This window comes from Herbaspirillum huttiense, assembly GCF_004367745.1.
GTDB classification, from domain to species: Bacteria; Pseudomonadota; Gammaproteobacteria; order Burkholderiales; family Burkholderiaceae_D; genus Herbaspirillum; species Herbaspirillum huttiense.
Window position 1 is genome coordinate 1135404 of sequence record NZ_CP037993.1, and the last position, 15060, is coordinate 1150463.

The 15060-nt window shown below is 60.7% G+C and carries 11 protein-coding genes; 3 read left to right on the forward strand and 8 right to left on the reverse strand.

Annotated elements, in window-relative coordinates; all coding sequences use genetic code 11:
* Positions 1-52 precede the first annotated feature (52 nt).
* From E2K99_RS05085 to E2K99_RS05095, 3 genes are all read right to left on the reverse strand, one after another.
* On the reverse strand, positions 53-1096 hold the full coding sequence (locus E2K99_RS05085; RefSeq protein WP_134221545.1) for an ABC transporter substrate-binding protein: 1044 nt from the start codon (positions 1094-1096) through the stop codon (positions 53-55).
* Between the two features lie 169 nt (positions 1097-1265).
* Positions 1266-2390, reverse strand: a complete 1125-nt coding sequence (locus E2K99_RS05090; RefSeq protein ID WP_166675129.1) for an ABC transporter ATP-binding protein — start codon at positions 2388-2390, stop codon at positions 1266-1268.
* A 98-nt stretch (positions 2391-2488) separates the two neighbouring features.
* Positions 2489-3769, reverse strand: coding sequence for a 4-aminobutyrate--2-oxoglutarate transaminase (locus tag E2K99_RS05095; protein ID WP_039789038.1), 1281 nt, complete (start codon positions 3767-3769; stop codon positions 2489-2491).
* A 135-nt stretch (positions 3770-3904) separates the two neighbouring features.
* Between E2K99_RS05095 and pdxR the strand changes: the two genes are divergently transcribed.
* Together pdxR and E2K99_RS05105 are read left to right on the forward strand one after the other, a co-directional pair.
* Positions 3905-5476: a MocR-like pyridoxine biosynthesis transcription factor PdxR gene (gene pdxR / locus E2K99_RS05100; RefSeq protein ID WP_039789037.1), complete on the forward strand. Its 1572-nt coding sequence runs from the start codon at positions 3905-3907 to the stop codon at positions 5474-5476.
* A 153-nt stretch (positions 5477-5629) separates the two neighbouring features.
* Entirely contained in the window at positions 5630-6631 is a 1002-nt protein-coding gene (locus tag E2K99_RS05105; RefSeq protein WP_134221547.1) for a zinc-binding alcohol dehydrogenase family protein, read from the forward strand.
* 40 nt (positions 6632-6671) lie between these two features.
* Here E2K99_RS05105 and E2K99_RS05110 read toward each other — a convergent pair whose 3' ends face one another.
* Entirely contained in the window at positions 6672-7529 is an 858-nt protein-coding gene (locus tag E2K99_RS05110) for an RNA-dependent RNA polymerase family protein (protein ID WP_134221548.1), read from the reverse strand.
* A 396-nt stretch (positions 7530-7925) separates the two neighbouring features.
* Between E2K99_RS05110 and E2K99_RS05115 the strand changes: the two genes are divergently transcribed.
* On the forward strand, positions 7926-9248 hold the full coding sequence (locus E2K99_RS05115; RefSeq protein ID WP_039789033.1) for a hemolysin family protein: 1323 nt from the start codon (positions 7926-7928) through the stop codon (positions 9246-9248).
* Between the two features lie 134 nt (positions 9249-9382).
* Here the strand turns inward: E2K99_RS05115 and E2K99_RS25805 are convergent, their stop codons facing one another.
* From E2K99_RS25805 to gntR, 4 genes are all read right to left on the reverse strand, one after another.
* A complete protein-coding gene (locus E2K99_RS25805; RefSeq protein WP_240733856.1) occupies positions 9383-10333 on the reverse strand; it encodes a helix-turn-helix domain-containing protein in 951 nt (316 codons plus the stop codon).
* A gap of 164 nt (positions 10334-10497) precedes the next feature.
* On the reverse strand, positions 10498-11238 hold the full coding sequence (locus E2K99_RS05125) for a hypothetical protein (protein ID WP_240733857.1): 741 nt from the start codon (positions 11236-11238) through the stop codon (positions 10498-10500).
* Between the two features lie 684 nt (positions 11239-11922).
* Complete coding sequence (gene ggt, locus E2K99_RS05130) at positions 11923-13686, reverse strand: gamma-glutamyltransferase (protein ID WP_134221549.1); 1764 nt, start codon at positions 13684-13686, stop codon at positions 11923-11925.
* A gap of 248 nt (positions 13687-13934) precedes the next feature.
* On the reverse strand, positions 13935-14993 hold the full coding sequence (gntR, locus tag E2K99_RS05135; protein WP_134221550.1) for an HTH-type transcriptional regulator GntR: 1059 nt from the start codon (positions 14991-14993) through the stop codon (positions 13935-13937).
* Positions 14994-15060: the final 67 nt, after the last annotated feature.

Genomic DNA, 15060 nt, shown 5'->3' on the forward strand with positions numbered 1-15060 from the left:
CGCTACTCAGGACGAACGGGAGTCAGGCCATCCAGCATTTGTATCGGACCTCTTACTTCGCGATCCAGGCAGCGAAGCGCTGTTCCAGCTCTTCACCGTGGTCGGTCCAGAACTGCAGGCTCAGCTGCACCGCATCCTTGGCATTGGCCGGCGAGGTCGGCAGATTGCCCAGGGTCTTGGCATCCAGCAGCTTCAATGCAGCCTTGTTGACCGGGCCGTAGGCGATGTTGTTGGCGTAGACCTTCTGGTTTTCCGGCTGGCTGACGAAGTTGATGAACTTCTCGGCCAGTGCCTTGTTCGGCGAACCCTTCGGGATCACCCAGTAATCCAGGGTGTAGACGCTGCCGGCCCACACCACCTTCAGGTTCTTGCCTTCGCGCTGGGCCGCATCGATGCGGCCGTTGTAGGCGTTGGCCATGACCACGTCACCCGAGGCCAGGAACTGCGCCGGCAGGGCACCGGCATCCCACCACTGGATGTTGGGTTTCAGTTGATCCAGCTTCTTGAAGGCGCGATCCACGCCTTCCTTGGTGGCCAGGACCTTGTAGACATCCTTGGTCGGCACGCCGTCGGCCATGAGTGCGAACTCCAGGTTGTACTGGGCGCTCTTCTTCATGCCGCGCTTGCCGGGGTACTTCTTGGTATCCCAGAAATCGGCCCAGCCGGTCGGTGCGGTCTTGAGCTTGTCGGCGTTGTAGGCCAGCACGGTGGACCAGACGAAGGCACCCATGCCGCATTCGCTCACCGTGGCTTCGGGGATGTAGTCATCCTTCTTGATGGTCTTGGCCAGGTCGAGCTTTTCGATCAGGCCATCATCACAGGCGCGGGTCAGGTCGCCGCCGTCGATTTCCACCACGTCCCAGCTGACCTTCTTGGTCTCGACCATGGCCTTGACCTTGGCCAGTTCGCCGTTGAATTCGGCGGTCACGACCTTGGTGCCGGTGCTCTTCTGGAAGGGCTCGACGTAGGCCACCTTCTGGGCGTTGCCATTGGCACCGCCGAAGTTGACCAGGGTCAGTTCCGCGGCGGAAGCCGCGCCGGAAAACAGCAGGCCCAGGAAGAGCGGGGACAGCAGGGCAGGTGTCAGGCGTTTCATTGTTGTTCCTCGTTGGTTATCGTGCGTGTTGACTGTGTTGAACTAAGGTAGAGCCGAGCGGCAATCTGAGTTGCCTCGCTCATCAAGCGGTACTGCAGAACATCAGGTGCGACAAAAGAACAAAAACGGAATAACTCAAAAAACCAAGTAAACGGGGAGGGTGGGGAAATCAGAGGAAGCAGCGCAGACGATCCTGCGCCACATGCAGGACCACGCCGCTGCCTTCGCTCAGTCCCGCCAGTGCCGGGTCGGAGAGGGAGAGCTTGACGAAGCAGTCTTCCTGCCCCGTCACCGTGCAGCGCACGCGCACGTGATCCCCAAAATAGATCAGCCCGGCGATGGTGGCGCGGATGCTGTTGGGTTCGGCACTGCCGCCTGCGGCCAGGCGGATGCGTTCCGGGCGCACGCAGGCGGTGATGCTTTGTCCGGCATGGGCGCGATGCACGTTCAGGCCGGTCACCACCGTGCCATCGGCCAGGCGCACCGTACAGTGTTCGCCCTGGACCGATTCCACGCTGCCCTTGAGACGGTTGTTGTCGCCGATGAAGTTGGCGACGAATTGATTGTCGGGATATTCGTAGAGCTCGGTGACCGGGGCCAGTTGCTGGATCACGCCCTGGTCGAAGACGGCCACGCGGTCCGACATGGTGAGCGCTTCGCTCTGGTCGTGGGTGACGTAGACGAAGGTCACGCCCAGGCGCTTGTGCAGGGCCTTCAGTTCGAGCTGCATGTGTTCGCGCAATTGCTTGTCGAGCGCGCCCAGCGGTTCATCCATCAGCACCAGTTGCGGATCGAACACCAGCGTGCGCGCCAGCGCCACGCGCTGCTGCTGGCCACCCGAGAGCTGGGTCGGATAACGATCGCCGAATTTGCCCATCTGCACCATGTCCAGCGCCTGCTTGACCTTGGCTTCGCGGGTGGCGCGATCCATCTTGCGCACCGACAGCGGATAGGCCACGTTCTGCGCGATGGTCATGTGCGGGAACAGCGCATAGTTCTGGAACACCATGCCGATGTTGCGCTTGTGCGGCGGCACGCGATTGAGCAACTGGCCATCGAGGCGGATCTCGCCGCCGGTCGGAAATTCGAAACCGGCCAGCATCATCAGGCAGGTGGTCTTGCCGGAGCCGGACGGACCCAGCAGGGTCAAAAATTCACCGCGACGAATGTCGAGATCCAGATTCTTGACGATCAGGTTTTCGCCATCGTAGGTTTTCTTCACGCCGCAGAACTGCACCAGCACGTCTTTGCCGCTGCCGGCGGCCGGCGCGTGTGCTTGCGCCGCTTGCTTCATTGCATAAGCTGCCATCATCGATCCTCTCTTGTACGCGGGGCCGCAGACTTGGTGCGGCCCGTCTTCCCTGTTCTGAAAGCTGCCTTGCAATGCAAGACTCAGGCCAGCTTGATCGCCTTGGCCAGGATGCCCAGCGCCTCATCCATGACGGTATCGGGAATCGTCAGCGGGAACAAGAAGCGGATCACGTTGCCGTAGCTGCCGCAGGAGAGCAGCAGCAAGCCATTGTTCAACGCATGTTGCTGGACCTTCTTGGTGTAGTCCGCATCCGGCTTGCCGGTGACGGGATCGGCAAACTCCACCGCCACCATCGCACCGACACCGCGCACTTCGGCGATCTGCGGCACGGCCGAGCGCAATTCCTTCAGGTGCTCCTGCAGCTTGTCACCGAGGCGTTGGCCGCGGGCGACCAGCTTTTCTTCTTCCATCACATCCAGCACCGCCAGCGCCGAGGCGACGGCCAGCGGGTTGCCGGCATAGGTGCCGCCCAGGCCGCCAGGGGCGGGCGCATCCATGATCTCGGCGCGGCCGTTGACGGCCGACAGCGGCATGCCACCGGCCAGGCTTTTCGCCATGGTCATCATGTCGGGCAGGACGTCGTAATGTTCCATCGCAAATAATTTACCGGTACGGCCGTAACCGGACTGCACTTCGTCGGCGATCAGCAGGATGCCGTGCTCGTCGCAGATGGCGCGCAGGCCGCGCATGAAATCGGCCGGGGCGGCATAGAAACCGCCTTCGCCCTGTACCGGTTCCAGAATGATGGCGGCCACGCGCTTGGCTTCGATGTCGCTCTTGAAGAGGCCGTGGACCGCGTCCAGTGCGTCTTCGGTGGTGATGCCGTGCAGGGCGCTGGGGTAGGGCGCATGGAACACGTCGCCGGGGAAGGGACCGAAGCCCAGCTTGTAAGGCGCGACCTTGCCGGTGAGCGCCATGCCCATCATGGTCCGGCCATGGAAGCCGCCAGCGAAGGCGATCACGCCGGGACGGCCGGTGTGGGCGCGGGCGATCTTGATGGCGTTTTCCACAGCTTCGGCGCCGGTGGAGAAGAAGGCGGTCTTCTTGGGATAGTTGCCTGGCGTCACCGCATTGATGCGCTCGGCCAGTTCGACATAGCTGGCGTAGGGCACGATCTGGTAGGCGGTGTGGGTGAACTTGTCGAGCTGGGCGCGCATGGCGTCGAGCAGCTTGGGATGGCGGTGGCCGGTGTTGAGCACCGCAATGCCGGCGGCGAAGTCGATGAAGCGACGGCCTTCCACATCCCACAGTTCGGCGTTGGACGCGCGCTCGGCGTAGAAGTCGCACATCACACCCACGCCGCGCGGGGTGGCGGCATTCTTTCGTTGTTGCAGCTCTTGGTTGGTGGCCTTGCTGGTCATGGCTTGCTCCGATCTTGCTTCGTTGAATGCGCCGCAGGGCGCGGAAATGTGCAGGAAATTGCTGAATCGGGAAACAATATAAAACCCCAGTGGCACTGTAATATAGAGCCAATTTCAATTATTTGATGGTGCCACTTGAAACTCGCCTCCTTGTCCGACTATCTGCTGCTGCGCATCAATCGCACCTCCGCCAAGGCCGCGCCGGGCAAGGGCAAGGCGGCGGCCAGCCGCGAAAGCGGCGCAGCGAAGACCACCAAAAACGTAAAGACCGGTAGCGAGCGCATGCCCGTCAACCGCCAGATCTACCAGTTGATCCGCGAAGCCATCCTGGCCCATACGCTACCGGCGGGCATGCAATTGCCGTCCTCGCGCGACCTGGCCCTGGAGCTCGGTACCTCGCGCAATACCGTGACCTATGCCTATGAACAATTGCTGGCCGAGGGTTATCTGGAAAGCCGCACCGGTGCCGGAACCTTCGTGGCCGATACGGCGCCGGACCAGATCCCCGAGGCGGTGGAGCGCAAGGAGCCGCTGACCGATCCTTCCGGCAAATCCGAACTGTCCGCGCGCGGTGCGCTGCTCACGCGCCAGGCCGGCGTGGGCGAGCGGCAGTGGGGGGCCTTCATGCCGGGCGTGCCGGACGTGACCTGCGTGCCGCACAAGATCTGGGGACGCCTGCAGAACAAGCACTGGCGTCGTTCCAGTTCGGACCTGCTGACCTACGGGCCAGGCGCCGGTTATGCCGGGCTGCGCGAGCAGATCGCCGAGTACCTGCGCGTGGCGCGTTCCGTCAATTGCACGCCCTCGCAGGTGCTCATCACCACCGGCATCCACCAGTCCATCGACATCGTGGTCAAGCTGCTTGGGGAACATGGGGATACTGCCTGGGTGGAAGACCCGTGCTACTGGGGTACACGCAGCGTGCTCAATTCGCTGGGCATCCAGTCGGTTCCGATTGCGGTGGACCAGGAAGGCATGCGCATGCGCCTGGCCAATTTGCGCCGGCCGCCGCGCTTCATCTGCACCACGCCCTCGCACCAGTATCCGCTGGGGATGGTGATGAGCCTGTCGCGGCGGCGCATGCTGCTGGAGTACGCGGCGACCCACAAGGTATGGATCATCGAGGATGACTATGACAGCGAATTCCGCTACGGTGGCCGTCCGCTGGCGTCGCTGCAGGGCATGGATACGCAGGACCGCGTGCTGTACATGGGCACCTTCAGCAAGATCATGTTTCCGGGATTGCGCATCGGCTTCCTGGTGGTGCCGGAGTCGCTGGCCAAGGCTTTTGCCACCGGCATTGCCGAGTTGTATCGCAACGGCCAGGTGTTCCTGCAGGCCACGCTGGCCGACTTCATGGCCGAGGGCCACTTCGCTTCGCACATCCGCAAGATGCGCGTGCTGTATGCCGAACGGCTGCAACTGCTGCAGCAGTCGATCAACCGCCACTTCGGCGAGAAGATGACCATTACCGGCGGCGAGGCCGGATTGCATCTTGTGCTGGGCCTGCCGCAGGAGTGCGACGACGTGCTCATCTGCGAAGAGGCACTGGCCGCAGGCATTGTGGTGCGCCCGCTGTCGCGCTACTACATGCATGCACGCGGGGCGCGGCGGGGCTTGCTGCTGGGCTATGCGAGCGTGCCCAATGAGGAGATCGCGCGCGCCTTTGACAAGCTGGCGGCGGTGATCAAGCCGCATCTGGTGTAAGCGATCACCTGCGCGGATGCGGCGGCGGGTGGGGGACAGGGGTGGATTTTCGCCTGTATGAAGAAACTCTTTCGCGGGCCCGGGAGTGGTTGATCGGGTGGCGCTGTCCTAAGATGTCTCCCATCTGTTGCTCATTATCGTGAAGGATTCAGCATGAAAGCCATCATCACCAACCCGCAAGCCAAAGCCATCCATGACGCCGCCTCGCTGGCCGACACCACCTTGCCCGATCCCGTCGCTGGCGAGCATGACCTGCTGGTCGAGGTCAAGGCCATCTCGGTCAATCCGGTCGACACCAAGATCCGCGCCAGTGCTGGCGAAGCCCGCGTGCTGGGCTGGGATGTCAGCGGCGTGGTGCGTGCGGTCGGCCCGGCGGTCAGCCTGTTTGCGCCGGGCGACGAGGTGTTCTATGCCGGTTCCATCGTCCGCCCCGGTGCCAACAGCGAACTGCACGTGGTCGACGAGCGCATTGTCGGCCGCAAGCCCGCCAGCCTGGGCCATGCAGATGCCGCCGCCATCCCGCTGACGGCCATCACCGCCTGGGAACTGCTGTTTGACCGCGTCGGCGTCGCCGAAGGCACGGGGCAGGGCAAGCGACTGCTCATCATCGGCGCAGCCGGTGGCGTGGGCTCGATCCTGACCCAGCTGGCGCGCAAGCTCACGCAGCTGACCGTCATCGGCACCGCCTCACGCCCGGAAACCGCGCAATGGGTCAGCGAGCTCGGCGCGCATCACGTGATCGACCACAGCCAGCCCTTCAAACCGCAACTGGAGCAGCTGGGTTTCCCTGAAGTGGATATCGTCATCAGCCTGACCCATACCGACCAGCACTATGCGCAGATCATCGAGGCGCTGGCACCGCAGGGCCAGCTGGCGCTGATCGACGATCCGGCCACGCTGGATGCGGTGCCGCTCAAGCGCAAGAGCATTTCGCTGCATTGGGAATTGATGTTCACCCGCTCGATGTTCCAGACCGCCGACATGATCCGCCAGCACGAACTGCTGCAACGGGTTTCACAACTGCTGGATGAGGGCGTGCTGCGCACCACGACCGGCGAGCATTACGGGCGCATCAGCGCGGAGAATCTGCGGCGTGCGCATGCCCTGCTGGAGTCGGGCAAGGCCAAGGGGAAGATCGTGTTGGAAAATTTCTGATTGCGCGACGGCTTTGAATATAGTGAGTCCGATAAATGACTTATCTTGAGTCGGACCCATGGCGCGAAGCAAGAAATTGATCAATCGCTCGTCGCAGGGACGACATCGCGTCCGGGTTCTTCTCAATCAAAAACTCAAAGATTTGCTGTTGAGTGTATTCGTATCGGGTCAGATGCGTGAACAGCTTTTTCCCCGCATTTGAAAAATCTCGTTCCTTGATGGGTTCTCCTTTTGCAGCGCTCAGCTTTCGACGCAACTCGGTATTCTTATTCTTTTTGATGAACAGCAGGAGGGAGTAGAGGGCGCTCTTGAACGGAGCTCCCTTTTCACCATTTTCTCCACGCATGAACGCGGCCAGCCTTTTGTGATCTGGAATCAGCACTTGGAGTTTTCTGGTATCCCAAAGGCCAACGGGCAGAGAATTATCAATGCACACCAGGTCCACAATTCTGTCGAGGTAAATATCCAAGTCGGAGATAGGGCAGTTCGCCTGACCCGACAAAATGGTTTTTTCGGTCAGGGCGCGATCAATCGAGTCAAAGAACGCCTGAATATCGGTTTGATAGAAAAATTTGCTTTGAGCATGCGTTTGCACGGCATTCAATGCACTGAAGCCTTTGCGATAGGAGAAGACAACCCTATCGTTGACGGGTAAAAATTCAAAGAGGAACAAATTCAGAAATCGATGATAGGTCTTGAGATTTTCTTTAGGCTTGAATAATCTTCGCCCGCCCGGCTCTGTCGTCACGAGGACCTCGTAATTTTTCTCGACCGGGCTTTGCAAAAAATCCTCGAAGCTATATTTGCCGTGATACATCGCGTCAAAAAGTTTCTGCAAAGGCTGTTTAGTCATGGTCAGTATGTGTTGACGTTCATAAAGAACGGGGGAATATTGCATCGTTTTTCAAAGCCGGGATATAATCGCGGCATGTCAGTGACTAGGAGTAGCTCCAGTCATTCTGCTGACCTCTAGGCCGTCTGATTCTACCAATTTGGTTGCGGGGCTTGAATCATATTCAAGCCCCGCAATAGTAGATCCCTAAGACTCCCAATTCCTCCCTCTCCTCTCGCAACGTCTGCATTTTTCCGTAACCCCGCGCTTCAGCCGTTTGTAGACGCTTGTGTCACGTGTTACATCAATCTCGTCCTTTTGGATAAATTTGGCTCGCGCTGTGCGGAATGAAAATTGCATTATTGCAATAAGACCAGCAATCGCCGCTACCCGTGTTAAATTACGCAGTCCGGACCGGCTCATGGCGTCCGGGCCCTTAGACAACCCCGATAGGAACCCTAGTTGGAAAACATATTACTGATCGTCGCGGCCTTCTTCCTGGTTGCGTTGAACGGTTTTTTCGTTGCAGCAGAATTCAGTCTGGTCAAGTTGCGTCAAACGCGCATCCGGGCCATCGCAAAAACACAAGGCATGCGCGGCCGCATTCTGGCCGTCGTCCACAATCAGCTGGATGCCTATCTCTCCGCCTGCCAATTGGGGATCACCCTGGCCTCGCTGGGCCTGGGCTGGATTGGTGAACCCGCCTTCGCACGCTTGCTGGAACCGCTCTTTTCTCTGGTCGGCGTGACCAATCAGGAGCTGATTCACGGCATCTCGTTCGTGTTCGCCTTCTTCGTCATTTCCTTCCTGCACATCGTGGCCGGTGAACTGGCCCCCAAGTCGATGGCCATCCGCAGCCCGGAGAAACTGGGCCTGTGGTGTGCCGTGCCGCTGTACGGTTTCTACTGGGGCATGTACCCGCTGATCTGGGTGCTCAATGCCAGCTCCAACTGGCTGCTGCGCGTGGCAGGACTAGGTGCGGGACATGGTCACGATGCCCATTATTCTTCGGACGAACTCAAGCTGATCCTGCGCGCCGGCAGCAAGAGCGGCAAGAGTGGCAAGTTCACGCGTGACGAGTGGAACGTGCTGGCGCAGAGCCTGAACTTTGCCGAACTGGACGTGGCCGACATCATGCGTCCGGCCAGCGAGATCGTGTCCCTGGGCGATGACAAGAGTCTGGAAGAGAACCTGGACATCATCTATCGCAACCGCTATTCGCGTTATCCCTACTTCGATGCCGAGCGCCAGCAGGTGCTGGGCCTGGTGCACCTGAAGGATGTGTTCCTGGCGCAGCAGGATGGCCGCGCCATCGGCAACCTGAAGGAATATCTGCGTCCGGTGCAGTTCATTTCGCCGGCCTTGCCGGCACTGGACCTGCTGCGCCGCTTCCGTACCGGCATGCCGCACTTTGCCATCATCGGCAAGAAGGGCCAGCCGCCGCAGGGTTTCATCACGCTGGACAACATGCTGAGTTTCCTGGTGGGCGAGATCCGCGACGAATTCCGCCACAACACCGGCGAGTGGAGCCGTCAGGATGACGGTACCTTGCTGGGCAAGGGCAGCCTGCCCATCGTCACGCTGGAACACATGCTGGGCATCGACATCGAGTACGACGACAGCATCGACTCGGTCGGTGGCCTAGTGATGGAGAAGCTGGGCGACCTGCCCAAGGAAGGCCAGAAGATCGAGTTCGCGGCCTTTGATGTGGTCATCAAGCGTATGTCCGGACCGAAGATCGTGCTGGTGAAGGTGTATCCGAAGGGTGGGGACGTGCGCGAATAAGGAGAGCCGGCGCCTCTTTGCTTGCGCCTGTGGCAGGATGATCGGGTGAGGCAGCCGGGTGCAGTGTGATCCTCTGGTTGAGCGTTCTTCAGCAACACCGTAAAGGCAGTCGATGGCGAGCAGTCATCGACTGCCTATTTTTTTGATGGGGACCGGGGATCCTGTTTCTCCGTGCCCTCCACCAGAAAGCTCGCCGTATAAACGAGGAAGGCTTTGCCATTGGCATCGGCGCGCTGGTAGTCCTCCACCAGCGCGCCGATTTCGCGTTTGAGCAGGCTGGTGGTCGTGGCTGCGCTTTGGCCGCTGAGCAGCCAGGTGATATCGATGCCGAACTGTTCGCGCATGAGGCGCAGCAGCTTGCTACCGGGAATGCAGCGGCCGCGTTCGATCTGGCAGATGTGATTGGGCGCAGTGTTCAGGGCACGGGCGAAGACGTTCTGGTTGATGCCCATTTTCAGGCGAATGGTGCGCAGGCGTTGGCCGATGGCGAGTTTGTGGTTATCGAAACGGAAGAAGGGCCAGAGCTGTGGATCGAAGATGCCGGCATCAGGCTCCATCCTGGCCACTACGGTGTTGGAGCTGTCGGTGTCACCTGATGCCTTCGTATATTTGAGATTGAGGTGATGCTCACCAGGACTCAATGTCTCAGGCACGGACAGAGTGACTGGCGCGTGATTTTTGCCGATATCTTTTTCGGTCAATACCCTGCTGTCCAATAGTCTGTTGCCCTCGTACAGAGAGATCAGGTCTCCTGCCAAGGATCGCGTGCCGTCATAGTGGGCTTTGACGGTGGGCGTACTGTCGACGTTATGAGTTTCAACCTCGTACAGCAACTTGATGTTCTTGATGTTGTACGTGCCACTGTCTTCTCGTCCGGATTGATAGGGGCCGCCAACGTGGTAGAGGTTGGTGTTTTCCAGCGCGAGCGGATCGCCTCGGTGAGTGAGCATCAACTGTTTGCCATCGGCCGACAGGTCGAAGCTGAACTTGCCCGACTTCACGTAGGAACCGCCCTGGAACATCAGACCAAATTTCTCTCCAGCCACCGGGGACTTGTCGAACGTCTCGAAACTTCGGTAAGTCACGGGACCTCCTCCATCATGAGGATCGACGCCCGGTCCATCCCATTCCACGGAAATCCCTTTGATCGCCTCCAAAAAACCCTTGGCCGACCACGATTTCGGCGGAGCGATCCGTACGCTTTCACCTTGGCTCAGTTGGGCAGGATCGTTCTCGCCCAGGATGTTGCCTAATTGGGGATGCCGCGTCCGTTCGCATGGGTGACTGCGGCGGACGGGTCGACCGTGCCTGCACCTGCACTGCCGGCGGCTGCAGCGCCTGCGCCACTGCCTGCACCGCCGCTGCCACCGTTAGCAGCGCTACTGCCATTGCCGCCCCCGCTGCCGCCGCCGCCACCACCGCCCCCGGCCGCTGCCAGCAGCGCCAGCGCGCCGGCCGCGATGGGCCATTGCACGCCCCAGTTCTTTTCATGCTGCGAGTTGATTTCGGCATCGGCGATCTGGCTCTGGTTGTCAGGCGATCTGGTGGGCGAAAAGTTGGGTCGCTCGGTGTTGCCGCTGCTGCCGCTGGTCTCTGCAGCGGCGCTGGGATCGCGCTCGCCGTCTTCGACCACCACCGGCTTGTCGCTGTCTTCCTCGTCGTTCTTGCGGGCCTTCTTGTTCCTGGCGTTGTTCTGGTTGTAGCGCGTGATTTCCTTGGAACTGACGGTGAGGTTGGCTTCCGGCGAGACATCGATCTTGTCGATCTGCTGGAACACGCTGGCCAGCGGCAGCTGGCCATCGGCGAACTGCAACGAGGACTCCGGGGCGCTCATGGCGCTGACCGCGCCGCTGCTGATGATGATGCGATCTCCGTTGACCAGCACCAGCATCAGGTCCACGTCCAGCGCGCGGACGTCCTTGATGCTCCTGATGGAAATGTTCTTGAGATAGGCGTCGGCGTCGGACAGCTTGAGAACGGTAACGGTCATGGTGGTACTCCCTAGAAAGTGACGAATCGAAATCGGGTCACGCACGCTTTCATCGCTCACGCCAAGCCGCTGGCAGGGCAGGGGTGGTGCCTGCCGGCAAGACACCTTTCGGTGCGCGGTACGGGTGAACGTGAGCGAATGAAAAATCGTGCTCAGTGACAAACGCCTGCCATAGTGATGGCGTCGTTTTGTCCTGATAAGGGGATCAAGGGAATAAAACCGAAATACAAAAATTTAACGAAATACGGCTCTTCAGATTTCGAAGAATGTCTCGAAAATTTTCTTGAGTTTGATCGAATAAATTCAGAAAGCCTGCAGGGCGATGATCTGAACTACCCGGAAAGCCGCGCCAGATCGGGTCTGGCGGAATCGAGTGGAGATTTTTTTGGGGTAAGTAAAGTGCGGCAAAGAAAACTGATCGGAGTTCGAACAATTTTATTGTGCCGGAGTGAAAATAAGTTTTGATAGCGGGTAGGCCGGTTCAGATCGCCGTTTCAGGAAATGAACGTTCCTTGAAAAATGGCAGCCATCGTGCGGGAAGTGAAACGCGCTCCCTGATAAAAAATGGCTCCCGAATCATCGGGAGCCATGGTGCGGACCGGGACTGTCCGGTCCGGTTCCGTGCCGGACAAAACGCGTGATGCGGAATCACATCAGCGCATCACTGCGTCAATTGCCGATGCCTCAGAATCCCAGCGTACGTCCATCCGGATTGCGCGGATCCGAGAAGCCGTCAAAGCCATCCGGACGGATCTGGATGGTCTGGGTACGGCCCATGGAAGGCTGCACGCTGATCTTCTGGCCCTTGTCCTGCAGGATCTTGAGCGTATCGGCGGACAAGCCCTTTTCCACGCGCAGCTGGTCCGGTGCCCACTGGTGGTGGATACGCGGCGTGATGGTGGCTTCGGCCACGTTCATGTCGTGGTCGATCACGTTGAGGATGGTCTGCAGGGTGGTAGTGATGATGCGGCTGCCCCCCGGGCTGCCGGTGACCAGGAAGGGCTTGCCATCCTTGAGCACGAAGGTCGGCGACATCGACGACAGCGGACGCTTGTAGGGGCCGACCGCGTTGGCGTCGCCACCGATGAGCCCGAACGCATTGGGCACGCCCGGCTTGGCGGCGAAGTCATCCATCTCGTTGTTCAAGGTGATGCCGGTGCCGGTGGCGACGATGCCGCTGCCGAAGTTCAGGTTCAGCGTGTAGGTGGTCGCCACCAGGTTGCCGTCCTTGTCGGCCACCGAGTAATGGGTGGTCTGGTCGCTTTCATACGGCTGCGGCTGGCCCGGCTTGATCTCGGTGGAGGGCGTGGCGCGGTCCGGGTTGATCTTCTTGGCCAGCTCGTCGGCATAGGCGCGCGAAGTCAGGCCCTTGACCGGGACCTTGGTGAAATCCGGATCGCCCAGGTATTCGGAGCGGTCGGCATAGGCCAGCTTCATGGTTTCGGCCATCAGGTGGATGGTCTGTGCGCTGTCGGCACCGTATTGCTTCAGGGAATAGCGTTCGAGGATGTTCATCATCTGGATGATGTGCACACCGCCCGAGCTCGGCGGCGGCATCGACATGACCTGGTAGCCGCGATAGTTGCCGGAGACCGGCACGCGTTCGACGACCTTGTAGTTCTTCAGGTCCTCGGCGGTGATGAGACCGCCGTGCTTGTCCATCTCGGCCACGATCTTCTTGGCGATGGCACCGTCATAGAAGGCCTTCGGACCTTCCTTGGCGATCAGGCGCAGCGACTTGGCCAGGTCCTTCTGGACCAGCATTTCCCCTTCCTTGAGCGGACGTCCTTCCTTGAAGAAGATGGCCTTGGAGGAATCCCACTGGCCCAGGTGTTCGCGCTCGGCCGAGAGGATCAGCGCCAGGCTGCGGCTCACCGGGTAACCCTTTTCGGCCAGTTCGATGGCCGGCTGGATCACCTGCGACAGCTTCATCGTGCCGTACTTGGAGAGTGCATGCGACAGGCCCGCGACGGTGCCGGGCACGCCCACGGCCAGGTGGGTGTAGAGCGAACGGCCGGGCACCACGTTGCCCTTGTCGTCCAGGTACATGTTGCGGGTGGCGCGCTGCGGGGCCATCTCGCGGAAGTCCAGCGCCACGTTCTTGCCGGTCTTGGCGTCGTGGATCATCATGAAACCGCCACCGCCGATGTTGCCCGCATTGGGCAGCACCACGGCCAGGGCAAAGCCCACTGCCACGCCGGCGTCGACGGCATTGCCGCCCTTCTTGAGGATATCCACGCCGACCTTGGTGGCCAGCTCCTGCTCGGTGGCCACCATGCCGTGCTGGCTGTGGACCGGGCTGATGATGTCATAGGTCAGGTCGTACTTGACGACCGGGGCCGACGCTGGCGCTGCCGTCTGGGCCGAGGCCGGCAGGAAGGCCAGCGCGCCGCACAGCGGCAGCAGCGCCATGGCGGCGGGTTTGCAAAGACCGGTGAATGTCTGCATGAGGGTTGCTCCTGGTGATCTGGACTTGGTTATCTGCATATTATTTATAGAAATGCCGTCCGCGCTGCTGCATCCCTGCATCAGCCTACTGTTGTGCTGCTGCATTCTTGCAGAGGAGAACGACACCGGGAGATTGTAGAGAATGGCAATTTTCTGTCCAGAGCCGGGAGCCGCCGATGGATGGATTATTGGCGCCGATTCGTCCACGGATGTGGGGGATGCAGGCGCGCGCGTGAAGACGCTTGGCCTCAGGTACTCTCGCGCAGCGCCAGCTCGAAGCCCAGGTCCAGGCGGCCTTTGGGAATGTCCTCGCCCTTGAGCTGGCGCACCAGCATCTCGGCCGACTTGTAGCCGATGTCGTAGCGCGGCGTGACTACGGTAGTGATGGAGGGCGTGGCGCAAGCGGCCCAGGAGAGATCGTTGAAGCCGGCAATGGCCATCTCGCGCGGCACGCTGATGCCCTGGCGCTGGCATTCGAACAGCGCGCCCAAGGCCAGGTCATCATTGCAGCAGAACACGGAATCGCATTCCGGATGCTGTTCCAGCACTCGCCGCAGCAGTTGCGCGCCCATGTCGACGGTGGTCGGCTCGGGCAGCAAGACTTCGATCTCGGGCTTGATGCCCGCTTCCAGCAAGCCTTTGCGGAAGCCCTCACGGCGCTTCATCATGCGCGGGTCGAGCTGGGCCGCCAGGAAAGCCGGGCGCCGGTAGCCGCGTTCGACCAGATGCCGGGCCACTGCATGCCCGGCACGGGTCTGCGAGAAGCCTACCGAGTAATCATGCTGGCTGCGTCCCAGGTCGAACATGCGCACCGCCGGAATATCCCGGCTGCCGGGACGGGCCTGCAGGATGTCGTGCTGCTCGCTGCTGGAGAGCAGGAAGCCGGCGGGAGCATGGGCCAGATAGGTGGCGATGAGCTGCTCTTCCTTGGCGCGCACGTAACCGGTCTCGCCGATCAGGAACTGGTAGCCGGCACCGGCCAGGTAGTCACGAATACCGGAAAGTGTCTCGATGAAAACCGCATTGGTCAGCGACGGCACCAGCACCGCGATCACCTGCGAGCGCGCCGAGGCCAGCGTCGAGGCCGCCTGGTTGGGCACATAGCCCAGCCGATCGATGGCTTCCAGGATGCGCTGGCGCGACTGTTCCTGCACCAGGCCGGGATTTTTCAGCGCACGGGACACCGTCATCGGGCTCACCCCGGCCTCGGCCGCCACGTCGATGATGGTGACGCGCCCGGTGGCACGGCTACCACGCACGGCGGGTGGAGACTTGGGCTTGGACTTGGGTGCTGCGCGCTGGGTCATGGATGCATGGAAGGACGGTCATTCGAAGTGGCGACATGATACCTGCTCGGGCGGCAGTCTTGGCTTG

Bases quoted from the DNA above. Each gene is read 5' to 3' on its own strand.
- E2K99_RS05085 (WP_134221545.1), bottom strand. From the start codon at position 1,096: ATGAAACGCCTGACACCTGCCCTGCTGTCCCCGCTCTTCCTGGGCCTG.
- E2K99_RS05090 (WP_166675129.1), bottom strand. From the start codon at position 2,390: ATGAAGCAAGCGGCGCAAGCACACGCGCCGGCCGCCGGCAGCGGCAAA.
- E2K99_RS05095 (WP_039789038.1), bottom strand. From the start codon at position 3,769: ATGACCAGCAAGGCCACCAACCAAGAGCTGCAACAACGAAAGAATGCC.
- E2K99_RS05105 (WP_134221547.1), top strand. From the start codon at position 5,630: ATGAAAGCCATCATCACCAACCCGCAAGCCAAAGCCATCCATGACGCC.
- E2K99_RS05110 (WP_134221548.1), bottom strand. From the start codon at position 7,529: ATGCAATATTCCCCCGTTCTTTATGAACGTCAACACATACTGACCATG.
- E2K99_RS05125 (WP_240733857.1), bottom strand. From the start codon at position 11,238: ATGACCGTTACCGTTCTCAAGCTGTCCGACGCCGACGCCTATCTCAAG.
- ggt (WP_134221549.1), bottom strand. From the start codon at position 13,686: ATGCAGACATTCACCGGTCTTTGCAAACCCGCCGCCATGGCGCTGCTG.
- gntR (WP_134221550.1), bottom strand. From the start codon at position 14,993: ATGACCCAGCGCGCAGCACCCAAGTCCAAGCCCAAGTCTCCACCCGCC.